At 65.3% G+C, this 22,125-nt stretch carries 22 protein-coding genes and 1 tRNA gene; 14 read left to right on the top strand and 9 right to left on the bottom strand.

The window, feature by feature from the left end; genetic code table 11:
• Positions 1 to 833: 833 nt before the first annotated feature.
• A tRNA-Lys gene (locus tag KBZ22_RS12135) sits at positions 834 to 905 on the bottom strand.
• A gap of 100 nt (positions 906 to 1,005) precedes the next feature.
• Here KBZ22_RS12135 and KBZ22_RS12130 point away from each other — a divergent pair.
• From KBZ22_RS12130 to crtH, 4 genes are all read left to right on the top strand, one after another.
• Positions 1,006 to 1,521, top strand: coding sequence for a gamma carbonic anhydrase family protein (locus KBZ22_RS12130; protein WP_106632786.1), 516 nt, complete (start codon positions 1,006 to 1,008; stop codon positions 1,519 to 1,521).
• Positions 1,522 to 1,594: 73 nt separating this feature from the next.
• A complete protein-coding gene (locus tag KBZ22_RS12125; RefSeq protein ID WP_106632785.1) occupies positions 1,595 to 1,717 on the top strand; it encodes a photosystem II protein Y in 123 nt (40 codons plus the stop codon).
• Positions 1,718 to 1,721: 4 nt separating this feature from the next.
• A complete protein-coding gene (trmFO, locus tag KBZ22_RS12120; protein ID WP_106632784.1) occupies positions 1,722 to 3,095 on the top strand; it encodes an FADH(2)-oxidizing methylenetetrahydrofolate--tRNA-(uracil(54)-C(5))-methyltransferase TrmFO in 1,374 nt (457 codons plus the stop codon).
• Between the two features lie 27 nt (positions 3,096 to 3,122).
• Positions 3,123 to 4,652, top strand: a complete 1,530-nt coding sequence (crtH, locus tag KBZ22_RS12115) for a carotenoid isomerase (protein WP_255022149.1) — start codon at positions 3,123 to 3,125, stop codon at positions 4,650 to 4,652.
• On the opposite strand, the gene KBZ22_RS12110 is transcribed toward crtH, so the two are convergent.
• The gene (locus KBZ22_RS12110; protein ID WP_255022148.1) at positions 4,627 to 5,316 is read right to left on the bottom strand and encodes a MarC family protein; all 690 of its coding nucleotides are present in this window, start codon (positions 5,314 to 5,316) and stop codon (positions 4,627 to 4,629) included. The genes crtH and KBZ22_RS12110 overlap by 26 nt on opposite strands.
• Complete coding sequence (locus tag KBZ22_RS12105) at positions 5,316 to 6,650, bottom strand: glutamate decarboxylase (protein WP_255022147.1); 1,335 nt, start codon at positions 6,648 to 6,650, stop codon at positions 5,316 to 5,318. The genes KBZ22_RS12110 and KBZ22_RS12105 overlap by 1 nt, the downstream gene beginning before the upstream one ends.
• Positions 6,651 to 6,818: 168 nt before the next feature.
• Between KBZ22_RS12105 and KBZ22_RS12100 the strand changes: the two genes are divergently transcribed.
• Positions 6,819 to 7,103 carry a hypothetical protein gene (locus KBZ22_RS12100; protein ID WP_255022146.1) on the top strand — a complete coding sequence of 95 codons (285 nt, stop codon included), beginning with the start codon at positions 6,819 to 6,821 and terminating at the stop codon, positions 7,101 to 7,103.
• On the top strand, positions 7,100 to 7,630 hold the full coding sequence (locus KBZ22_RS12095; RefSeq protein WP_255022145.1) for a hypothetical protein: 531 nt from the start codon (positions 7,100 to 7,102) through the stop codon (positions 7,628 to 7,630). The genes KBZ22_RS12100 and KBZ22_RS12095 overlap by 4 nt, the downstream gene beginning before the upstream one ends.
• On the opposite strand, the gene KBZ22_RS12090 is transcribed toward KBZ22_RS12095, so the two are convergent.
• Complete coding sequence (locus tag KBZ22_RS12090; protein ID WP_254999443.1) at positions 7,619 to 8,380, bottom strand: response regulator transcription factor; 762 nt, start codon at positions 8,378 to 8,380, stop codon at positions 7,619 to 7,621. The two genes, KBZ22_RS12095 and KBZ22_RS12090, sit on opposite strands and share 12 nt — an antisense overlap.
• 177 nt (positions 8,381 to 8,557) lie before the next feature.
• Here KBZ22_RS12090 and KBZ22_RS12085 point away from each other — a divergent pair, with 177 nt between their 5' ends.
• Positions 8,558 to 8,824: a DUF6761 family protein gene (locus KBZ22_RS12085; RefSeq protein ID WP_254936090.1), complete on the top strand. Its 267-nt coding sequence runs from the start codon at positions 8,558 to 8,560 to the stop codon at positions 8,822 to 8,824.
• Positions 8,825 to 8,849: 25 nt separating this feature from the next.
• Here KBZ22_RS12085 and grxD read toward each other — a convergent pair whose 3' ends face one another.
• From grxD to KBZ22_RS12065, 4 genes are read right to left on the bottom strand one after another with little or no spacing between them, the layout of a single operon-like run.
• A complete protein-coding gene (gene grxD / locus KBZ22_RS12080) occupies positions 8,850 to 9,173 on the bottom strand; it encodes a Grx4 family monothiol glutaredoxin (RefSeq protein ID WP_106632779.1) in 324 nt (107 codons plus the stop codon).
• A 4-nt stretch (positions 9,174 to 9,177) separates the two neighbouring features.
• Complete coding sequence (locus tag KBZ22_RS12075; protein WP_254999396.1) at positions 9,178 to 9,411, bottom strand: BolA family protein; 234 nt, start codon at positions 9,409 to 9,411, stop codon at positions 9,178 to 9,180.
• A 37-nt stretch (positions 9,412 to 9,448) separates the two neighbouring features.
• Entirely contained in the window at positions 9,449 to 10,012 is a 564-nt protein-coding gene (locus KBZ22_RS12070) for a hypothetical protein (RefSeq protein WP_255022144.1), read from the bottom strand.
• A 5-nt stretch (positions 10,013 to 10,017) separates the two neighbouring features.
• Positions 10,018 to 10,710 carry a 1-acyl-sn-glycerol-3-phosphate acyltransferase gene (locus tag KBZ22_RS12065; RefSeq protein WP_255022143.1) on the bottom strand — a complete coding sequence of 231 codons (693 nt, stop codon included), beginning with the start codon at positions 10,708 to 10,710 and terminating at the stop codon, positions 10,018 to 10,020.
• 179 nt (positions 10,711 to 10,889) lie between these two features.
• Between KBZ22_RS12065 and KBZ22_RS12060 the strand changes: the two genes are divergently transcribed.
• Together KBZ22_RS12060 and KBZ22_RS12055 are read left to right on the top strand one after the other, a co-directional pair.
• Entirely contained in the window at positions 10,890 to 11,639 is a 750-nt protein-coding gene (locus KBZ22_RS12060) for a pyridoxine 5'-phosphate synthase (RefSeq protein WP_106632777.1), read from the top strand.
• Positions 11,636 to 11,956 carry an MgPME-cyclase complex family protein gene (locus tag KBZ22_RS12055; protein ID WP_254960312.1) on the top strand — a complete coding sequence of 107 codons (321 nt, stop codon included), beginning with the start codon at positions 11,636 to 11,638 and terminating at the stop codon, positions 11,954 to 11,956. The genes KBZ22_RS12060 and KBZ22_RS12055 overlap by 4 nt, the downstream gene beginning before the upstream one ends.
• On the opposite strand, the gene KBZ22_RS12050 is transcribed toward KBZ22_RS12055, so the two are convergent.
• On the bottom strand, positions 11,953 to 12,276 hold the full coding sequence (locus tag KBZ22_RS12050) for a hypothetical protein (RefSeq protein ID WP_254960311.1): 324 nt from the start codon (positions 12,274 to 12,276) through the stop codon (positions 11,953 to 11,955). The genes KBZ22_RS12055 and KBZ22_RS12050 overlap by 4 nt on opposite strands.
• A 113-nt stretch (positions 12,277 to 12,389) precedes the next feature.
• Between KBZ22_RS12050 and KBZ22_RS12045 the strand changes: the two genes are divergently transcribed.
• The 5 genes from KBZ22_RS12045 to KBZ22_RS12025 are packed head-to-tail and all read left to right on the top strand — an operon-like array spanning position 12,390 to position 22,054.
• Positions 12,390 to 13,049 carry a metallophosphoesterase gene (locus KBZ22_RS12045; protein ID WP_255022142.1) on the top strand — a complete coding sequence of 220 codons (660 nt, stop codon included), beginning with the start codon at positions 12,390 to 12,392 and terminating at the stop codon, positions 13,047 to 13,049.
• Between the two features lie 23 nt (positions 13,050 to 13,072).
• Positions 13,073 to 16,330 (top strand): exodeoxyribonuclease V subunit gamma, encoded by a 3,258-nt coding sequence (locus KBZ22_RS12040; RefSeq protein ID WP_255022141.1) that lies wholly within the window; start codon positions 13,073 to 13,075, stop codon positions 16,328 to 16,330.
• Positions 16,327 to 20,118 (top strand): UvrD-helicase domain-containing protein, encoded by a 3,792-nt coding sequence (locus tag KBZ22_RS12035; protein WP_255022140.1) that lies wholly within the window; start codon positions 16,327 to 16,329, stop codon positions 20,116 to 20,118. The genes KBZ22_RS12040 and KBZ22_RS12035 overlap by 4 nt, the downstream gene beginning before the upstream one ends.
• On the top strand, positions 20,115 to 21,692 hold the full coding sequence (locus KBZ22_RS12030) for an ATP-dependent RecD-like DNA helicase (RefSeq protein ID WP_255022139.1): 1,578 nt from the start codon (positions 20,115 to 20,117) through the stop codon (positions 21,690 to 21,692). Before KBZ22_RS12035 ends, KBZ22_RS12030 begins: the two co-directional genes overlap by 4 nt.
• Entirely contained in the window at positions 21,689 to 22,054 is a 366-nt protein-coding gene (locus tag KBZ22_RS12025; RefSeq protein WP_255022138.1) for a phosphomannose isomerase type II C-terminal cupin domain, read from the top strand. The genes KBZ22_RS12030 and KBZ22_RS12025 overlap by 4 nt, the downstream gene beginning before the upstream one ends.
• Positions 22,055 to 22,125 lie beyond the last annotated feature (71 nt).

Below are 22,125 nucleotides of genomic sequence, written 5' to 3'. Positions count from 1 at the left end.
TTAATTTGGGCCGCGCGGGGCCGCCCCCCCCCCCCCCCCCCCCCTGCAGCATTAAATTGACAAGCAGCTGTGGGTATTTTGGCACACTTCTCACGGCAATACGGCTATTCAAGCTCTTCAAATCTAACAGCTAAATATAGCGACTAAAATCCACTTAAAATTATCATCGGACGAATCAGGCGAGGATTAAAAGCCAGCAACCATCGTAGGTTCTGGCCGACAGGTAGTCAGCTGGGTATGGCCGCCACCATCGAGGCCTGATCCATACCGGCAATTGCTGGAGGACCACAAGATCAGCCGCAGCATGTCGGCCAAGGGATGCTGCTGGGATAACGCAGTGGTGGAAAGATCACCAGCAGCAGTTCATCTCTGCCCGGACACTCTCCACCACGGGGCCCTGATCACTGTCCAACCAATCTGGGCAACCCCACCCCGTAAAGCTCAAGGGTTGTAATTGCCACTACTTTAAGCCAGGCTAGCCGGCCTCAAATACTCCTGAAAAGCCTCATCTTTAATGGATGGAAACGAAGCAATAGCTGCATGCAGGAATGTTCATCACTTACCAGAATGAACATCAATTTGCGTCAACTTAGGCTAAAATAGGGGGTTGACAGCCCAGCAAAACCATAACAACTCAGACAATGAACAATATCGCCAATTAATTATAAACTTTTAGCTCTTGCCATGGCTATCGATCAACCAGGGCCGTCACGGAAGCTAAGAGCTTTGAGGATTTAGTTTCACCTAGGAGCGCTTGATCTAGGAGCGCTTGTTATGACTGTAAGCATCAAGAAAAAATGTTTCTGACCCTGAATGCAGGCCCAGATCAAGAATGGGTCGCCTGAGATTCGAACTCAGGACCAATCGGTTAAAAGCCGAGTGCTCTACCGCTGAGCTAGCGACCCGCGCCCTTGGGCACTTGTGAAACGTATCACCCAGGGGCGACCTCCTCCAAGGGGGGGGCCCAGGCAACCGTGAGAATGGCCTAACAGCTGGATCCAGCGGATGAGCGTCTTTCCCTGGCCCAAACCCCAGATCCACGCCGAGGCCTGGGTGGCCGAAACGGCCGTGGTAATCGGCGATGTGCAGCTAGCGGCAGGAGCAAGTCTCTGGCCCACTGCCGTCGCCCGTGGCGACATCTGTTCGATCGTGGTGGGTGAGGGCAGCAACGTGCAAGACGGGGCAGTGCTGCATGGCGACCCCGACCAGCCTGTGACCATCGGCGCCGATGTGACCATCGGTCATCGGGCTGTGGTGCATGGCGCCACCCTTAAAGACGGCTGCCTGATCGGCATCGGAGCCATCGTGCTCAATGGCGTCACCGTGGGAGAGGAGGCCCTGGTGGCCGCCGGATCGGTGGTGACTCGCGACGTACCAGCTGGAGTCCTGGTGATGGGATCCCCGGCCCAGGTGAAGCGAGAGCTCACGGCTGAGGCCCGGGCCGAGCAGCGCCAGCACGCCCGCCGCTACCGCCAACTGGCCGGTGCCCATGCCCAGTCCCATGCCCAGGCGAACGGATGACGACAGATCCGGGGCTGGACAGGCGAATCCTGAGGTTCAGTCCGTAAGATCTCTAGAACTCGTTTGGCTTCCCATGGACGGTCGGCTGATTTTGGTGGTTGCTCCGATCCTGCTCGCCGCTAGCTGGGCCGTCTTCCATATCGGTCGTGCCGCCGTAGGACAGCTGCAATTGCTGCTCAAGCGCGCCCGCGCCTGAGCATTTGAGCTCTGAGCTGCTCGTTATCGGTGCTGGCCTGGCGGGTACGGAAGCCGCCTGGCAGATCGCCCAAGCTGGACTGGCGGTGCGGTTGGTGGAAATGCGTCCAGTGCGCCGCAGCCCAGCCCACCACAGCTCTGAATTTGGCGAGCTTGTATGCAGCAACAGCTTCGGCGCCCTAAGTAGCGATCGCGCCGCAGGCCTGCTTCAAGAGGAATTGCGGCGCCTGGGTTCGATGGTGATTCGCACCGCTGACGCCCACGCCGTGCCTGCAGGCGGCGCCCTTGCAGTGGATCGCGGCCGCTACAGCGCCGCCCTCACCGCCGCCCTCGAGCAGCACCCCTTGGTGACGGTGGAGCGGCGGGAGCACACCGAGCTGCCCGGCCCCGGTGAGATCGCCGTGCTGGCCACCGGTCCGCTCACTAGCGAGCCCCTGGCGGAGCAGCTGCGGGAATTCACGGGCCGGGCCGACTGCCACTTCTTCGATGCGGCCAGCCCGATCGTCGAAGGCGAGAGCATCGACCTAGGCGTGGCCTTTCGCGCTTCCCGCTACGACAAGGGCGATGCCGACTACATCAACTGCCCCATGAACCGGGAGCAATTTCTTGCTTTTCGGCAGGAGCTGCTAAGCGCCGAGCAGGCCGAGCTAAAGGACTTTGAAAAGGAGAGCGCTCACTTCTTCGAGGGCTGTCTCCCCATCGAGGAGCTGGCCCGCCGCGGCGAAGACACGATGCGCTACGGCCCGCTCAAGCCAATTGGCCTCTGGGATCCCCGCTGGGGCGACGTGAACGATCGCGACGTGCGCCGCGCCAAGCGGGCCTACGCGGTGGTGCAGCTGCGCCAGGAAGACAAGGACGGCCGCCTCTGGAACCTGGTGGGCTTCCAGACCAACCTCAAATGGGGCGAGCAGAAACGGGTGCTGCGGCTGATCCCAGGCCTGGAGAACGCCGAGTTTGTGCGCTTCGGTGTGATGCACCGCAACACCTTCCTGGAATCGCCCCAGCTGCTCGATGCCACCTTGCAGTTCCGCCAGCGCCCCAGCCTGCTGGCGGCGGGCCAGATCACCGGCACCGAGGGCTACGCAGCCGCTGTAGCTGGTGGCTGGCTGGCTGGCACCAACGCCGCCAGACTGGCCCTGGGCCTGGAACCCCTGAGCCTGCCAAAAACCACGATGCTGGGCGCCCTCAGTCACTTTATCGCCGAAGCGCCCAGCAAGAAGTTCCAGCCCATGCCGCCCAACTTCGGCTTACTGCCCGAGCTAGCCGAACGCGTCCGCGAGAAACGGGCCCGCTACGGCGCCTACCGCGACCGGTCCCTAGCGGATCTTGAGCCTTTCACTCGGCCCCTACAACTGCACGACGACAGCGCCGCTGCCTAGGGTCGCTCCAGCATCTCAAGCCCAACGTTGACCAGCAACCCTGCCCCCATCTGGGATGTGATCGTGATCGGTGCCGGCATCGGCGGTCTGGTCACCGCTTCCCAGCTGGCTGCCAAGGGGGCGAAAGTGCTGGTGCTGGAGCGATACCTCATCCCAGGAGGCTCCGGCGGCAGTTTCAGGCGTGATGGCTACACATTCGACGTGGGCGCCTCGATGATCTTCGGCTTCGGCGAGCAGGGGCACACCAACCTGCTCACCCGGGCCCTGGCCGATGTGGGCCAGCACTGCGACACCATCCCCGATCCAGCCCAGCTCGAATACCACCTGCCCGGCGGACTCAACGTGGCTGTGGACAGGGATTACGAGCACTTTCTCAGTGATCTCAGTGCCCTGTTCCCCCACGAGGCCAAGGGCATCCGCGCCTTCTACGACGCCTGCTGGCAGGTGTTCCGCTGCCTCGATGCGATGCCCCTGCTGTCGCTGGAGGATCCGGCCTACCTAGCCAAGGTGTTCTTCAAAGCACCCTTGGCCTGCCTGGGCCTGGCCCGCTGGCTGCCGGTGAACGTGGGAGATGTGGCGCGGCAGCACATCAGCGATCCGGCCCTGCTCAAGTTCATTGACATGGAGTGTTTCTGCTGGAGCGTGATGCCGGCCGACCTCACGCCAATGATCAATGCGGGCATGGTGTTCTCCGATCGCCATGCCGGCGGCATCAATTACCCCAAAGGGGGCGTTGGTGTGATCGCGGAAAAGTTGGTAGCGGGATTGGAGAACCATGGCGGCGCGATTCGCTACAAGGCGCGTGTGACCAAGGTGCTGCTGGAGAACAACACTGCCGTGGGGGTGAAGCTGGCCAGTGGTGAAGAGCTGCGGGCCCGCCGCGTAGTGAGCAACGCCACCCGCTGGGACACCTTTGGCGCTCTGGTAGATGCCGCCCACACCCCCAAGGCCGAAACCACCTGGCGGCGCCGCTACAAGCCCTCCCCCTCCTTTCTCTCCCTGCATCTGGGCATCGATGCCCAGATCGTGCCCAAGGGTTACCACTGCCACCACCTGCTGCTGGAGCGCTGGGAGGAGATGGAGGCCGAGCAGGGGGTGGTGTTCGTATCGATGCCGACCCTGCTGGATCCGGAGCTGGCCCCGGCAGAGCGCCACATCGTGCATGCTTTCACCCCCAGCTCCATGGAGCACTGGCAGGGGCTCACGCCAGCGGCCTATCGAGCTAAAAAACAAGCGGATGCCGACCGGCTGATCGGCCGGCTCGAGGCGATCCTGCCCGGCCTGAAGGGCGCTATCCGTCACCGCGAAGTCGGCACGCCGCGCAGCCACCGGCGCTTCCTGGGCCGCATGGGCGGCAGCTACGGCCCAATCCCAGCCCTGCGCCTGCCGGGGCTGCTGCCGATGCCCTTCAACCGCACCGGCCTCGCCGGCTTGTATGCGGTGGGGGATTCCTGTTTCCCAGGCCAGGGCCTCAATGCGGTGGCCTTCAGTGGCTTTGCCTGCGCCCACCGCATCGGCGCCGATCTGGGGCTCAACCCATGGGCGTTGCCAGATTGAGCTGGCGGTAAACCGTGCTGAGGCCCCGCAGGATGAATTCCACACCGATTGCCAGGGTGAACATGCCCATCACCTTGGTGAACACACTCAGGCCCACATCACCGACGAGCCGGACGATGCGCGCACTGAAGCTGAAGACCACAAAGTTCACCACCACCAGAGCCCCAATCGCCGCGACCAAGGCCGGCACCGTTCCCGAACTCTGCGCCTGATAGGAAAACAAAATCACAGCGGAAAAGGTGCCTGCACCCACCGTGAGCGGCAGGGCAATCGGCACCACGGCGAACCCGTAAATATGGGCATCGTTGCCTAGATCCGCTGGCTCGGTGCCGGCAGCAACCGCTTTGATTTCGACGTCATCGGGCTGGCGAGATTTCATCATGTCCAACCCCAAACCACCAAGCAGCAGCCCGCCGGCAATCTGGAAGGAGCTGATCGAGATACCAAAGAAGCCAAGAATAGCCGGCCCCAGCAGCAGAAACAGCAGCAACATCGCCAAGCAGGCACCACTGCTGATCAAGATGATGCGCCGCACCTTTGCCCTGGGTAGGCCACGGCTATGGGCCAGAAAGGCGCCCAAAGCCGACACGTTGTTGCCAATAGCCAGCAAACCAAGCAAGTAGTGCTGAACCGTGCCTTGTGCAATAACCAAACCCGGCTCCATCAATGGTGAAAGGCCTGCTCGGCGACATCCGGTGCCAACAGGGGCCCCGGCAGCCGCTCGAACCAATCGACGGCCCGGCGGATGTCCTCCAGCAGTTGATCGGCCATATCGCGACTGAAACCTGCCCGCACCACAAAGCGCAAAACCGCAAGCGAGGCACAATCGGCGGGCATGGTGTAAGCGGGCACAAGCCAGCCCCGCTCGCGCAACTTGTCAGATAGCTGGAACACCGTCCAATTGGTTACCGCTGGATCCAACTTCAAGGCAAAAACAGGCAGCTGGCCGCGGGGATGGCTCACCAGCTGCAGGGGAGCCAGTTCAGCTAGGCCATCAGCTAACTCGCAGGCGATCGCTTCAAGCCTGCTCATGCGCAGGGCATATCCGGCCCGACCCAGATGCAGAAAATTGAAATACTGGGCCACCACCTGGGCCCCGGGACGGGAGAAATTCATACCGATCGTGGGCATCTGGCCACCCAAGTAGTTGACGTTGAAGCGCAACTCCTCAGGCAAGGCCCCCTGCTCGCGCCACAACACCCAGCCCACCCCTGGCAACACCCCCCCATACTTATGGCCACTGGCATTGATCGACTGCACCCGGGGCAACCGGAAATCCCAAACCAGATCAGGTGAATTAAACGGCGCCACAAAACCTCCCGAAGCCGCATCCACGTGCATTGGGATATCGAGGCCAGTGCGTTCCTGCAGCCCATCAAGGCAGCGGTGAATCTCGGCGATGGGCTCGTAACTGCCATCGAAGGTGCTGCCCAGAATCCCCACCACACCGATGGTGTTCTCATCGCAATAGGCAACTGCCTCCTCGCCAGTGAGATGGAGCCGCTCGGGGGTGATCGGCACCAGCCGGGGTTCCACATCGAAGTAGGCACAAAACTTGTCCCAGCAGATCTGGGTGTTGGTGCCCATCACCAAATTGGGGCGCCGATCATCGAGGCCAGCGGCACGCCGCTTTTGTCGCCAGTGCCACTTGAGCACCATGCCCCCCAGCATGCAGGCTTCGCTTGATCCAGTGGTGGAGGTGCCGATCGCCTGATCGGGAGATTCGGCATTCCAGAGATCAGCCAGAATATGCAGACAGCGCTCCTCAAGCTCTGCCGTTTGAGGATATTCATCCTTATCGATCATATTTTTTTCGGCGCACTCCTGCATAAGCTGCAGCGCCTCTGGCTCCATCCAGGTGCCCACAAAGGTCGCCATATTTAGGCGGGCATTGCCATCCAGCATCAGATGATCGTGCACCAACTGATAAGCCAGATCCGCTTCCAGCCCTTCCTCACCAAGGCGGTCGCGGGGAATCTCGGCCGGCAGATTGCGCAACTGCAGACGATGGCCAAGCCGCGACTCCAGGTTCAACTGAGGGGAACGATTGCGTCGGTTCGCCAAATCAAATCAAAGCCAATGCGCCTAAACCTAGGTCTGGCGCCCAACGACGACACACCCTTCCTCCATAGGCTGGGCCTAGAACGTCGGCGATTCAGCATCTCCATGCCCGGCTCCCCTACCCCCAGCTCCGCCGAGCTGGCCACTTACCTCGAGCAACGCGGCGAGCTCAGCAAGCCCTGGATGCTGCAGTTACTACGGCTCACCAAGCTCAAGGAGGCCAAGGACACCATGGACCCGGATGCCTACATGGCCAGCCTGCAGGAGGCCCACGCCGATTTGATGCGACTTGGCGAATTCTGGAAAGGCCGCGAGCAGGAGGTTTTCAACGGTCGCTACCAGCCAGAGACCCTGATCGAACCCCTACCCGGCTCCCCCGAAGATCGATGACCGGCGCCTTGGCCGTCAGCAGCGACCGCTACCCAATGGCGCCGCTGATCCGCTTCACCCTGATCGCTCTCTACTTGGCAATGGTGGCGCCCCTGCCCCTACTGGCACCAGCAGAGCTCAAATTGCTGCTGTGGCTGGCTCTACCCCTGGGGCTGGGCTTGGTAGTGGCAGCCACCAGTGAAGCCGTTGAGCTAGATGCAGATGGCATTCGGGTTGGCCATCCCAGCTGGTGTGCCTGGCTGCTGCGCCGCGGCTGGAGCCTGCCTTGGCAATCCATCAGCGGGCTCACACCAGTAGCCACAAGCCAGGGGGGCCGGGTCTTTTACGTGAGGGGAGACGACGGATCGGCTTACCTGCTGCCGCAACGGGTTGCAGCCTTCGAGCAGTTTCTGGGCCGCTTCAGCCAGGAAACGGGCATCAACACCAGCTCAATCGGCCGGATCAGCCCACCCTGGACCTACCAACTCCTAGCCGGCCTAAGTGCCGCCATGTTGCTTGGGGAGTTGGTTTGGGCTCTAAACCAATGAGTTGATCTGCTGACGCACCGGCTCTTCCTCGGGAGCAGCTTCGGGCAGGGTTTCCAGGCTGAAGCGATAACCCTGCTGGCGCATCGTTTCGATGCCGCCTCCTTCACCCAAGCCAGCCTGCTCTAACTTGCGACGCAGGGTGAGCACCTGGGTGTCAACCGAGCGGGGACCGCCGCTGAAGGGTGGCCAGGCCATACGCAGTAGCTCCTGCCGACTGCGCACAACCCCAGGGGGCATTAGCAGGGCACAAAGCAGGGCAAATTCCCGTGGACTCAGCTCGACTGGCTGGTCGCGCAGGGTTACCTGGCGGAGCAATACGTGAACTTCAAGCGGTCCAACACAGACCCGTTCCTGCAGACCGGTGCCGCCACGGCGCAGCAGGGTGCGGCAGCGGGCGGCGAGTTCTTCCAGGCCAAAAGGTTTGCGCAGCACATCATCTGCGCCCGCATCAAGCAGGCTCACCACGGGCTCCGAACCGGTGCGGGCCGTGAGCACCATCACGGAGCAGCGCAGCTGGGCCGCCAGGCGCAGGGCGGAACTCTCATCAAGTAGTTCTGCGCTGATCAGCAGATCGGGAGATTGGTCCTGGCACACGTCGAGAGCTTCACGAGCCGTAGCAACCGCCGCCGCAAGATGGCCGTCCTGCCGCAGGCGCTGGGCCAGCACCGTGCGCAGGGTCGCGTGGGGATCAACCACCAAAACCCGCTGGGGCTGGCTTCCGGCCTGATTGGCGGCCCCAGAGGCCGGCAGTGGCGGGTTAGAGGAGTTGATGGAGTCCACAACTGTGTTGAATTCACCTTAACGGCAGCCGCCAGGGGATCCGCGTATCAGTCGATGCGTTTGTGTGGACACCACCAACTATGCGGAGACCACCCAATCGCGGCTGCTGCCTCCAAGGGGCAAAATAAATGAAGGTCCTACGACCCCATGACTTCGCTTCAACACCCAGACGCCATCCGCCACTTCCAGTCGCTGTGCGATGCCTGCCAGGAACTGGCCCATCGCTTCCACAGCCCTGCTGAATTGCGGCTCTACGCCGATGGCTACATCCACGCCCTGCGCCGCACTGCGGTGCTTGATCCGATCTCCCAGCGGCGACTTGAGGAGCTCACTGACCGCTGGATTCGAGATCCTTCCAGCTTTGTGGGTCCCGATGGTGACCCGCGCAGCCTTTACGAAAGCGAGCGCTACTGACTCGCTGAATGGCTAGCTGCCCCTTTCAGCTAGCCAGAGCCACTTCCAGCTTCTCGCGCAACTCACCGGAGTTGTACATCTCGATCAGGATGTCGGAGCCACCGATGAATTCCCCTTTCACATACACCTGGGGAATCGTGGGCCAGTCGGAAAATGACTTGATGCCATTACGGATCTCAGCATCCGAAAGCACGTCGAAGGTTTCAAATGGAACCCCAACTGAGTGCAGTATCTGCACCACGTTGTTGGAGAAACCGCACTGGGGCATCAGCTTGTTGCCCTTCATAAAAACGAATACCGGGCTGGTAGCCAGGAGTTCTTCGATGCGTTGGCGGGTAGTGGCGTCCATGGACTCAGGCGGGAGTGGATGTTTGCAGGGCTAGGGCGTGGATTGCCTCACTGGCCAATTCCTGGCGTAGGGCGCCATACACGAGTTGGTGCTGCCTGACCTTGGTCAGGCCGTCGAACGCTGCGGAGATCACCGTGACCTGCAGATGGTCGCCGCCACCGGTGAGGTCTTCAACCTCAACATGGGCATCGGGCATGGCCAAGGTGATTGCGGCCTTCACCTGGTCTGGATGCACCATCGAAGCGAAGAGGCAGCGAACAGGGGAAATCTAGTGGTCAGCTGCCAGGGGTTGCCGCGGCCCCTGATGTGTAGGGAGTGGCGGCGAAGCCAATCTCGACCAGGCTCTGGAAAGCCTTGCGACCCTCTGGGCTGGCCGGGGTCATCACCTTGACCACCTCGACCAGCAGGGGCACCGCCACCTCAGGCTGGTTCTGGCGACGGAACAAGGCCGCCAAGCGCAGGTTCGCCTGAGCCATGGTTTCCAAAGCTTCCCGCCCCTTTTGGTCCATTTCGCGGGGGATGCGGGCATCGAGTCCGCGGAAGGAGCCGCTCAGGTCGCGATAAAAGCCGAGCAGGCGGCGACAGGCATCGCGGGCCTGGTCGTAGAGCTTGCGGGCTTCGGCCAGATTGCCCTTAGCAACGGCGGCGTCACCGCGCACCAACAGGGCGCGCACACCCTCAAGATTGAACGGGCTGCCGGTGGACTCCAGGGCCTTTTGGGGCTCCTGCTGAGCTTGCACCTTGGCCGGAGCTAGGGGCGCAGCGAGGGCAATCAAGGCCAAAGCGGAGCCACAAATCAAGCGGGATGGCCTACGCACAACCAGCAAACAAATATGCATCAACTTTAGGGGGCCAGACCCAGTGCTCCCTGGGCCTGGCCTTCAACCACCGCCATGGCGGTGGCGAGGTTGGCGGTGAAAGCACTCGCAGCCTGCCTTCCCTGGCCCTCCAAGCTGAGAGGTGGGCCGAAACAGAGCACGGCCCCATCCCCGCGGCGGGGGGGGCGATGGCCATAGGCGATGCCGACGGGCACCACTGGTACCGCCACGCCCTGGCCGGCGGCCAGCATGGCCAGGCGGGCGAGGCCCTGGTGCAGCCGCAGGGGAATCTCTTCCCGCACGATGCGTCCCTCTGGAAAAACCACTAGCTGCTCACCGGCAGCAAGTAGGTCCACGGTGTAGCGCAGGCTGGCCAGGGAGGGGCGCCCCTGACTCACAGGAAAGCAGCCCAAGCGGTGCAAAAACCAGCCCTGCAGCCCACGCATCTCATCAACCGTGACCATGAAGCGGCAATCCCGCCCCGTAATGCGGCGGCCTGCGGCGTGGGTCAACAGCAGGGCATCCCAGCGGGCCCGGTGGGTCGGAGCTAGCAGCAGCGGCCCACTGAGAGGCAGATTTTCGCTGCCAAGCACCTGGACGCTACGGAAAAAAAAGCGGAGGCCAATGTCCTGGCTAGCCACCATGGCGAGCGGTGCCAGCCAGGGGCTGATGCCATTGCAGAGCCCCTTTTCCCGGGAGGAGGGGGCCTGGGTGGACAACGCCGATGGGCCGGATTGAACCGCCAACAACCCGTTAAGTGCGACCAAGCTCAAAGCTAGGGGCTAGGCAAAGGAGCTCGGCTCGAGCGCGGGCAGTTGAACTGGCGTCCTGAGCCGGCGCAGGTTGCGGTATCCATAGGATTTGGGCGGAATCACCGCCTGCCAACCACTCCCCAGCCATGGCCAGCCTCGGCGTCAACATCGACCACATCGCCAATGTGCGCCAGGCCCGCCGCGCGGTGGAGCCCGATCCAGTGAGCTATGCCCTGCTGGCCGAGCTGGGGGGGGCTGACGGCATCACCGTGCACCTACGGGAAGACCGGCGCCACATTCAGGACCGCGATGTGGAGCTGCTGCGTCAAACCGTGCGCAGCCGGCTCAATCTGGAGATGGCCGCCACAGCTGAGATGGAGGCGATCGCACTGCACATCCGGCCAGACATGGTGACCCTGGTGCCGGAAAAGCGTCAGGAGGTAACCACCGAGGGCGGCCTCGATGTGGCGGGCCAGCAGCCAGCTCTCAGCGCTCTGGTGGGTGCGCTGCAAGATGCCGGCATTGGCGTGAGCCTGTTTGTGGACGCCGAGGCGAGCCAGCTGGAGGCCTGCCGCGCCACCGGCGCCCGCTGGGTGGAGCTGCACACCGGCGCCTACGCCGAAGCCAGCTGGAGTTTGCAGCCAGCCGAGCTGGCCCGGCTCACGGAGGGGAGCTTCATCGCCCGCAGCCTCGGGCTGCGGGTAAATGCCGGCCATGGCCTCACCTACCAAAACGTGGAGCCCATCGCCGCCATCGAAGGCATGGAGGAGCTCAACATCGGCCACACAATCGTGGCCCGGGCCCTGGCGGTGGGACTGGAAGAAGCTGTTCGGCAGATGAAGGCGCTGATACAGAATCCGCGCCGCGACCCCCTGTTCGGCAGCCGCCAGCTATGAGCACCTATCACTTCATCGCCGCCAGCGAAGCGTTCCTCACCGTCGAGGAGCCCCTTGAGGAGGTGCTGCGCGAAAGGGTGCGCCACTACGGAGAACAGGGCAAGGAAATCGACTTCTGGCTGGTGAAACGGCCGGCCTTTCTCGATGCACCCCAACTCGAACCAATCGGCAGCGCCGTGCCGAGGCCGGCGGCGGCGGTGGTGTCCACCGATGAGAAATTCATCACCTTTCTGAAGCTTCGCCTGGAATTCGTGGCCACGGGCCGCTTTGAGGCTCCCAGCACCTCAATCCCCGACGCCCTCGCCAGCGCGTCCTAAAACAGCCCCAAGAAGCGTTTGCGCGGCCCGTCATCGGAGGCTCCCTGACCGCCATCCTGCTGGTAGCGAGGCTTGTTATCGCCAATCGTGAGTAGGGCCTCCTTGTTTTTCCACCACACCCAGTCGCGGATTGGTGGGGTGTTCGCCAGTTGCTGGCGGCTGAGCCCTAGGCCGAGCTTGGCGGAGGCATCGAGCAGAACGTCGAGCATCTCCTCACCGTTGCCGCAGCGGGCCAAGGCCTCATTGGTGCGTTTAGCGCCATTTAGGGCTTTTACCAGGGCGTTTACCCGCTGGACCACCGACAACGACGCTGGATTCATCTGACTGTCACTGGGTGGGGCGACCGTACCAGCGCTGGCCGGTCGACATGAATGGCTGGGGGGCTGACAAGTGGCCGTCAGGCAGGCAAGACTGGAAATAACGCGATGGACTGATGACGTCCCTTTCACGTTCCTGCCACCACTGGGTGATCGGGGACGTCCACGGCTGTGCCGACGCGCTTGAGCTGCTGGTAGCTCGCCTACCTGCAGGCGACAAGCTCGTGCTTTGCGGTGATGTGATCAACCGCGGCCCCGAGATCCGCCGCACCATGGAGCTGGCCTGGGGCTTGGTGAGCTCCGGCCGGGCCATCTGGCTGATGGGAAATCACGAAGCCGACCTAGTGGCCGCCCTGCGGCAAGGCGACTGGACCGCTCAAAGGGCCTTGGCCGGCTGCGACACCTATCGCCAGCTCGGCGATAGCCACTGCCGCATCTGGCAGGAGCGGCTGGAGCAGCTGCCCCTCACCTACGCCGGCAAAGGCTGGATCGCCACCCACGCTGGCTTCAATCCCGACACCTGGGAACCCGACCTCAGCATCCGCATGCCCTTCTGGCAGGCCTACGACGGTCGCTTCGGTGAGGTAGTGATAGGCCACACCCCCGGGCCCCAAGTGCGTCGCCTCGGCCAGATCGTGATGGTGGATACGGGCGCCTGCTACGGCGGCGAGCTTTCGGCCTACTGCCCCGAAACCGGAGCTATTCACGCCGTTTACGGCTTGCAAGAGCGCCGGCTCTCCTCCTTCAGCCAGGAGCTGGCAGGCTGCCTGCCATGACGACCCACAGCTGAGCATCTTTTGTGCTCACAGTTTTCCGGGGCAACCGGGCCGAACACCTAGCCGAACTCCTGGCCGCCCAGTTGCTGCTCACGCCTCCCGGGCCGCTCGAGACGGTGCAGGTGGTGGTGAATACCTGGCCCACCAGCCGCTGGCTTGGTGAACAGCTGGCCGTGGGACTCGGCGGCATCGCCGCCAACATCCGCTACCCATTTCCTGGCAGCCAGCTGCGCCAAATCGTGAATGGGGTGCTGGGCGAAAACGGCGCAGACCAGGATCCCTGGCGTGCCAGCCAGCTGGTGTGGCCCGTGCTGGAACTGCTCCCCCAGCTGGTGGAGCAGCCAGAAGCGGCCTCGCTTAAGCACTGGCTAGGCCGCTACCCGCAGCACGGCAGCAACCTTGAGCTGGCCCAATGGCAGCTGGGCCGCAGCATCGCAGACGCCCTCGACGACCTAGCCCTGTATCGCCCTGAGCTGCTGGCAGCCTGGTGGTGTGGGGAGGACGGCCCACCCCTGCCGCCGGAGCAGGAGTGGCAGCGGCTGCTGGTGGGGCGGCTACGGGAGCGCCTGGGGGTGAAGCCCTTCGGCCTGCAGGTGCTGGAGGCCATAGACCAGTTGCAGATCAAGGCACCGCCGGCCGGCAGCCTGCCCGATCCCCTGCGCCTGTTTGGGCTCAGCAGCCTGGCGCCGATCCAGGTGCAGCTGCTGCAGGCCCTGAGCGTGCACACAAATGTGGACCTATATCTGCTCACCCCCTGCCGCGACCTGTGGCAGCGCTGCACCAGCCGCCGCCAACTACTCAGCGATGCGATCGCGCTGCAGCAGCCCCTTGATGGTGACTGGCTACTGCAGGCCCCTGGCCTGGAGGCCCGCTTCGGCCGACTCGGCGGCGAGTTTCAGCAGTTGCTCGAAGGCAGCGGCGAGAGCCTCCAGGGCCAGTGGCAGGAAAAGGATTTGTTTGTGGCCCCGGCCAGCAGCCATCGGGGCCAGGGGCCAGCGCCCCTGCTGCATCAGCTGCAGCAACAACTGGCGGATCCGGCTGCCCAACCCCTGCTGCAGCGGGCACCGACAGACAGCTCCCTGGAGTTCCACCGCTGTCCCGGCCCCCTGCGCCAGGTGCAGGTCGTGCGGGACCGCATCCTGCAGCTGCTGGCCGCCGATCCCACGCTCCAGCCCCGCGATGTGCTGGTGATGACGCCTCAGGTGGATGGCCTAGCGCCTTTGGTGGCGGCCGTATTTGGCGATCAAGAGGCCACTGGGGTGGCCCTCAATTGGCGCCTTACCGACCGCAGCCAGCAGAGCGAAGCCAGCCTCAGCCGCAGCTTGCTGGAGCTGCTGCGGCTGGCGGGGGAGCGGCTCACCGCCTCCGCCCTGGAAACCCTGCTGGAGAGTCCGGCGCTGCAGGGGCATTTCCAGCTCAGTGGTGCAGAGATGGCGGCCCTGCATCCCCTGCTGCAGCAGGGGGGCTTCCACTGGGGCCTCGATGCAGAGGAGCGCGGCGGCCTGGGCAGCGGCAGCCTCAGCTGGGTGATCGATCGACTGCTACTAGGCCTGGTGCTGCCCTGCGACCCCGGCCTGGCCCCGGCCGCCACCGCCCCCCTGGCCAGTGGCGAGAGCATCGAACTGTTGGGCCGCTGGCTGCACCTACTCACCCGGCTGCGCCACTGGCTGGTGGAGCTGCGGCGACCCCGCTGTTGCCTGGCCTGGAACACCTGCCTGCGGGCCATGCTGAGCGACCTATTCGGCGACGGCGACCAGGCTGGCGGGAGTGGCCCGGACTGGGAGCTGCCCCTGGTGCTAACCGCCATTGACGACTGGCAGCAGGCCGCTGCCGGCTGCAACCTGGAGCTGGCCGCACCCGTGGTGGCTGCCGTGCTCGATGAGCGCCTGGCTGCGGATTCGGGCCGGTTTGGCCACCGCAGCGGGGCCCTCACCATCAGCGCCCTCGAGCCGATGCGGGCGATTCCCCACCGAGTGATCGTGCTGATGGGGCTCGATACAAACGCCTATCCCCGTCAGAGCAAGCGGCCCGGCTTCCACCTACTGGAGCAGCAGCGACGCCTCGGCGATCCCAACCCGGCCGACCAGGACCGCTACGTGCTGCTGGAGGCCCTGCTCTCAGCCCGCGACCATCTGCTGGTGACCTGGAGCAGCCGCGACCCCCGCAGCGGCGAAGAGCTGCCACCGGCCACACCGGTACGCCAGTGGCTCGAGTGGCTGCAGGGGCAGCTGCCTTGTGGCGGTAGCGAACTGGTGATTAGTCACCCCGCCAACCCCCTCGACCGGGCCAATTTCCAAGCCAGCGGCGAGCGGCCGCCCGGCAGCTGCGACGAGCGTCTGCTGAAGGCCCGTGAGCTGCTCGATCAACCACGCCAGCAGAGCGGAGCACCGCAACCGCCCCGGCCCCTGGCGGCCAGCGAACCCCCTAGCGCTCCTCCGGCCCAGGCCAGCGATTCCTCTGGGGATCTGCGCGACTGGCTGCTTGCCCCCCAGGCCAGCTGGCTGGCTGAATTGGGGCTAAGGCCGCGGGAATGGGCCGACAGCCTCGACGACCTCGAGCCCCTCAGCCTCGATGAGCGCGGGCGGGCGCTGCTGCTGCGCCAGGCAATCGAAAGCCCCAGCGACACAGGCCTCGATGAGCCCGCCGGCTGGCTGGCTCGCCACCGCGGCCAGGGCTTGCTGCCTCCACTGGCAGCAGGCGAACTGGAGGCCGGCGGGCTCAGCCAGCGCTGGCGCAGCCTGCACGCCAGCCTCGAGGCCCTGGGCCCAGAGCGCCGCCAGCTGGCCCTCTGGCAAAACTGCCAGCAGGAGCTGCAGTGGCGGGGGAGCTCGGTGCTGGTGCTGCACACCGCCCGGCCGCGCAATCGCCACCGAATGGAGCTGTGGCTGGCGCTGCTGCTGGCCGCCGCCGCCGACCAAGGGCCGCTGGATGGGGTGCTGGTGGCCCGGGGTGCAAAGGACTTCGGCGTGCAGTTGCGGCTGCAGGCGCCGCAGGTAGATAGCGCCCGGGCAGAACTACTGCGGCTGCTGGAGTTGCGCCAGCAATGGCGCCAGAGCTGCTGGCCGGTGCCACCGGAAACCGGCTGGGCCCTGCTCGATAAGGGTGAAGCACGGGCGATCGAAACCTGGGAAGGCGGTTTTCAGCTGCGCGGCGAGCGGCTTGATCCGGAGCAGGCCCTCTGCTTCGGATCTGAACTCAGCGGCGCCGCCCTGTTGGCCAGCGGTGAGCTAGCCGCCCGGGCTGAGGAGCTGCTTGGTCCCCTGCGGGAGCGGTTGATATGAACCTGTCTGCCGGCAGCGGTCAGGCTTTGACATCTGAACAAGCACTGCCACTGCCACTGCCACAACCATTTGAGGCCAATGCCTTTCCCCTGGATCCCGGGCTGCGGCTGCTGGAGGCCAGCGCCGGCACCGGCAAAACCTTCGCCCTGGCCCAGTTGGTGCTGCGCTATGTGGCCGAGGCCGAGCTAGGGCTGCGCCAGCTACTGGTGGTGACTTTCACCGAGGCCGCCGCCGCCGAACTGCGCGATCGCATCGGCCAACGCCTGCAGCGGGCTCTGGCAGGCCTGGAAAATCCAGATATGGAGCCGCCCGATCCCACCCTGGCCGCCTGGCTGGAGCAGCAACGACCGCGGGCCGAAAAGTTGCGGGCCCGACTGCTGCTGGCCCTAGAAGAACTGGATGCCGCTGACATCACCACCATCCACGGTTTCTGCCGCCGCACCCTGCAGCGCCACGCCCTGGAAGCGGGCCTGCCACCGGAGCTGCAGCTCGAAACCGACAAGGGCACCCTGGTGCGCCAGGTGGCACACGACTACTGGCAACAGCAGGTGCTGCCCCTGCCAAGCCACCTGCTGGCCGGGCTGCAGCAACAGGTTCGCGGCCCCGAAACCCTCGAGGGCCTGCTGCGCCAGCTAGATGGCGATCCAGCCCTAGGCCTGGATTCCCTGCCGGCAACGCTGCGGGCCGACGCCCCCTTGGCACCCCAGCTCGAGGCCCTGTGGAGCGAGGCGTGGCACAACTTCCAGCAGCTCTGGGCCAGCCACGGCCAAGCCCTGGAGGCCGGCTTTTGCGCCGCCGCCAGCCAATGGCGCGGCCAGGGCTTCAAAACCACCAGCCCCTACGTTCCCAAACCCACCAAGGACCGCTGCGCTCTAGTGCGGGGCTGGATCGCTGCCCAGCCCATCGGCGGCGACTACGGCGCCACGGCAGGCAGCCAGGGCGGAGCCCAAGGCTTGCTGCGTGATTACTTCCACCCCGGCGCCTTTCTCAAAGTTGCCCGCAGCCTCGAGCCGGGCGCTGGGGAAGGCCCCGGCCCCTCCCTGCCTGAACGCCCCCTGCAGGAGGCGATCGCCCAGGTTTTGGATGGACCGGCCGAAGCCCTAGTGCTGCACGCCTGCCACTGGGGCCGGGCCGAACTGGGCCGGCGGCGGCGCCAGAGCGGAAGGCTGGGTTTCGCCCAACTGCTGGAGGGTCTTGATCCGGGCGAGCAGGCCAGTACCCCCCTGCTAGAGGCGGTGGGAGCCCGCTATGCCGTTGCCCTGATCGATGAATTCCAGGACACCGATCCGATCCAGTGGCGCATCCTGTCGCGGGCCTTCCAGCCTGAGCGGCACCGACTGGTGATGGTGGGTGATCCCAAGCAGGCGATCTATCGCTTCCGCGGCGGCGACCTGCGCACTTATCTGCTGGCCCGTCAGGCCGCCGCCAGCTTCGGCGGCATCAGCAGCCTCCGCGACAACTTCCGCTCCAGCGAGGCCCTGGTCGCCGGCCTCAACGGCCTGATGGGGCCGGGGCTGCGCCGCAGCGACCTGGCCGTACCAGCGGTGCGGCCCCAGGCGACCGACACCAAACTGCTCCTACCCGCCGGCCAGAGCCCCCTGCAGCTGCTCTGGCTCGGCGGCAGCCGCCTGGCTGGTGAGAAACCACCCAGCCGCAGCGCCCTTGAACGGCAACTTCCCGACCAGATCGCCTGCTTCAGCGCCCAATTGCTCAACCAGGGGCTGATGCAACAGCGGGGCGAGCAGCGCCAACCCCTGGGCCCCAACGACCTATGCGTGCTGGTGGGCACCCACCGTCAGGCTGAAGCGCTGCGCGCCGCCCTCGATCGCTGCGGCATAGCCAGCAAGCTGGTGAGCCAGGGGGATGTGTTTGAAAGCGCCGGCGCCTCTGCATTGCAACGGCTGCTCGATGCCCTGGCCGAACCCGGCCGGACCCAGCGCCTGCGGCTGCTGGCCGCCTCTCCCCTGCTGGGCTGGAGCGCGGAACAAATCGTCTCCGCCAGCCCCGAAGCCTGGAGCAACCTGGCTGCGCGCCTAGCCCAGCTGGCCGTTGAACTACCCCGCCGCGGCCTGCTTGGGGTGCTGGCGAGCCTGCTGGAGCAAAAGGGGCTGGCCCAGCTATCCCTTAGCGGCCGGCTACTGGCGGATTTACAGCAGTGCGGTGAATTGGTGGCCGTGCGGCTCCATGCCGACCAACTGGGTCCCGCAGCGGCAGCCGACTGGCTGCGGCGTCTGCGTCTCGATCCCGACCGGGACATCCCCGACGCCCACCAGCCCCACAGCGACGTGGTGGATGAGGCCGTATCGGTGCTGACGGTGCACCGCAGCAAGGGCCTGGAATATCCAGTGGTGATCTGTCCCTACCTTTGGCAGGCCGGCGCTGAGAGCCGCAGCGGCCAGTCCATCGGCGTGCGCTGGCACCCGGGCGGCCCTGAAGGCGGGCAGCCCGAAGCCGTGCTCGACCTGCACCTGAACAACAACTGGGGCCCGGGCCAGGGCGCCAGCCAGCAGCAGCTTGGGGCCGAGCTGCAGGAGCGGGAGCGACTTGCCTATGTAGCTGCCACCAGGGCCAAGCTGCTGCTGGTGCTGGCCTGGGGCCCGGCCTTGGGCCAGCAGGGCAATCCGCTGCACCCCTGGCTATACGACCAGGAGCAGCCCCCCGCAAGCGACCACGACCCCTACATCGGCCGCAGTGATGCGGAGTGGCGCGAGCGGCTGGAGCAGGCAATCGCCCGCCGCCAGCTGCCCCTCAGCCTGGTGCAGCCCCCCGCCAGCGGCCAGCACAGCCAGCTGAAACCAGGCCCGGCAGCTGCTGGCCTATCCCTGCAGCGAGGCCCCGTACCCAGCCATGGCTTCGACAGCAGCTGGGGCCGCAGCAGCTACACCAGCTGGACCCAAGGCAGCCACAGCGCCGCCCCCGCAGCCGTGGAGGAGGGCCGCGAAACCGATGCCCTGGTGACCGAACTCGAGGCAGCAACCGCGGCCAACGCCATGGGCGCCGATTCCCAGGACAGCCCTCTGGCCCCCTTCCCCCGGGGCGCCCAGGCCGGCGACTGCCTGCACCGCATCCTTGAGCAGCTCGACTACTGCCAACCCTTGGCAGCCCAGGCCGAGCTGGTGGGCCGCGAGCTGCAGCGGGCCGGTATCGCTGAGCAGCACGGCGAAGCGGTGCTAGTTGGGCTGGAGCAGCTGCGGCACACGCCCCTGGGCGGCCCCTGCAACGACTTCAGCTTGGCCCAGCTTGAGCGCGGTGCCCGCCTCAATGAGATGAACTTCGATCTGCCCCTCGGCCTGGTGCGCACCCCAGACCTGGCACGCCCCTTTGCCGACCATGCTGAAGGGTGGTTTGGCAGCGCCTACGCCAAGCAGCTTGCCCAGCTGAAAGTGGAAAGCCGGGGCTTTCTCACCGGCTCGATCGACCTGGTATTTCGACAGGGCGAGCGCTGGTGGGTGGCCGACTGGAAGAGCAACTGGCTGGGCGAACGCGACGACCAGGGGCAGCCGCTGCACTGCGGTCCACGCCACTACGGAGCAGCAGCCATGGCAGAGCTGATGGCCGCCAACCACTACCCCCTGCAGGCCCACCTGTACCTGGTAGCCCTGCACCGCTACCTGCGCTGGCGCCTGCCCGGCTACCGACCCGAGCAGCACCTGGGCGGCTACGTATACGTGTTCCTGCGAGGGGTGCCCGGACCCACCACGGCCAGCGCTGTGCCCGGCATGTTTGTGGAGCAGCCGCCCCTGGCCCGCCTGCTCCAACTGGACCAGGCCCTGGGGGGCACACCATGAGCAGCCCCACACCCCTAGAGCAACCTCGCTGGCTCCAGACCCTGGCAGCGGCCCTGGCTGAAGCTCTGCCGCGGCTGCATGGCAGCAGCCCCGATCCATTGCTGGCGGAACTGATCACCAACCTGGCTGCCGCCCTGGCGGAGGGTCGCCTGGAAATCAGCCTGCCCAGCGCCGAACATCGTCGCGCCCTGGAGGCTTCACCCCTGGGCGCCGAGCCGGATGGTCCCCTGGTGCTGGAGGGCGACCGGCTGATGTGGCGCCGCTGGCAACGCCAACGCCAGCAGGTGTTGCAGGCACTGATCGAGCGAGCCCAGTTTCAGCTCCCAGATGCGAGTCCCGACGCAAGCTGCAGCGACGGGCTGGATCCGGACCAGCAGCGGGCCGTCACGGCGGTGCTGCAATACGGCCTGGTGCTGCTTGAAGGCGGTCCGGGCACCGGCAAAACCAGCACCGTGGCTCGCATGTTGGCTGCGGTGCTAGTCCAGCAACCAGGCAGCCGCATTCAGCTAGCAGCCCCCACGGGCAAAGCGGCGAGTCGGCTGCGGGCAGCCCTAGCTAGCAGCAGCCTGCAACTTCCCTGCAGCACCCTGCACCGGCTGCTGGAGAGCCGCGGCGAGCGCTTCGGCCGCAACCGCCAGCACCCCCTTGCCCTCGACCTGCTGGTGGTGGATGAGGTATCGATGGTGGATCTCCCCCTGATGCAGGCCCTACTGGAGGCCCTGCCCCCCAGCTGCCGGCTGGTGCTGGTGGGGGACGCGGCCCAGCTGCCACCGGTAGGCCCCGGACCAGTGCTGCTTGAACTGCAGACACCCGAACGCCGCCAGGCCCTGGGCGGAGCCGCCATAGAGCTGCGCACCACCTACCGCAACAACGGGGCCATCGCTGCGGTAGCAGCGGCCCTACGGGAGGCTGAGCAGCCCCTCGAGGCCCTGCTCACACCACTGGCCGCCGATGCCAATCTGCGCTGGCTGCCGGCCAACCCACGCCAGCTGCCAGCAGAGCTGCTGCAGCGACTGCGGCAGCACCAACACCAGCTACAGGAGAGCTGCCTGGCGGGCGATCTGGACGATCCCACTTTCACCGCGAGCCTGTTGGCGGGCCTGGATAACTACCTAGTGCTGACACCAGTGCGCCGGGGCCGCTGGGGGGTGGAGGCAATCCACCAGGCCCTGCTGGGGGAGGCGGCCGCCCGATCGCCCCAGTTTTGGCCAGTGGGCACGCCCGTGCTGTGCCGCCACAACCTCAGCGAACTGGGGCTCGCCAATGGCGACGTGGGGCTGGTGGTGGAAAGGGAAGTCAAGCGGGGGCGGGAACGCCGCCTGCTGTTTGCAAACCAGGGCGGTAGCGAGCCGCTCTGGATTCACCCGGCCCAGCTACCCGAGGCCGAGCCAGCCTTGGCCCTCACAGTGCACAAGGCCCAGGGCAGTGAGGCCCAAGAGGTATGGGTGCTGATGCCCGACACCGGCAGACCCCAACATCGCCTGCTCTACACAGCCCTGACCAGGGCCAGACGACGGGCCTGCCTGATCACCCCGTTGCGCGGCGCGGCGGCGGCTGTCAGCCTGAAATCGTGAACATCCCTGAGCCCCAAAGTCCCGCCGGCCGGGTGCAACGCCCTTGGGGCTGGTTTGAAAAGCTGGCCAGCGGAGATCAATACCTGGTCAAACGCCTACTGATCCGCCGCGGCCAGCGGCTGAGCCTGCAGCGCCACCAACACCGCTGTGAGCACTGGGTGGTGGTGGGCGGCGACGGTGAACTGCAGGTAGGGGAGGAGGCCATCACCGCAACGGCAGGGACCAGCGTCTTCATCCCCCAGGGGGCAATTCACCGGGCCCAAGGAGGTCTGGCGGATCTGGAGATCGTGGAGGTGCAGCGTGGTGACTGGCTGAGCGAAGCCGACATCGAGCGCCTGGCGGATGACTTCGGCAGGGAGTGAAGCGGACCGAGAGGTGATAAAATTTGATTTCAGCCTTTTTCAAGGGCAGGGCAGTTTTGTTAATTGCGGGT

The sequence above is a fragment of the Cyanobium sp. L1E-Cus genome, assembly GCF_024345755.1.
Lineage (GTDB): Bacteria > Cyanobacteriota > Cyanobacteriia > PCC-6307 > Cyanobiaceae > Cyanobium_A > Cyanobium_A usitatum.
The sequence above is the reverse complement of the archived record's forward strand: the minus strand, read 5'-3'. Positions and strand labels throughout refer to the sequence as shown.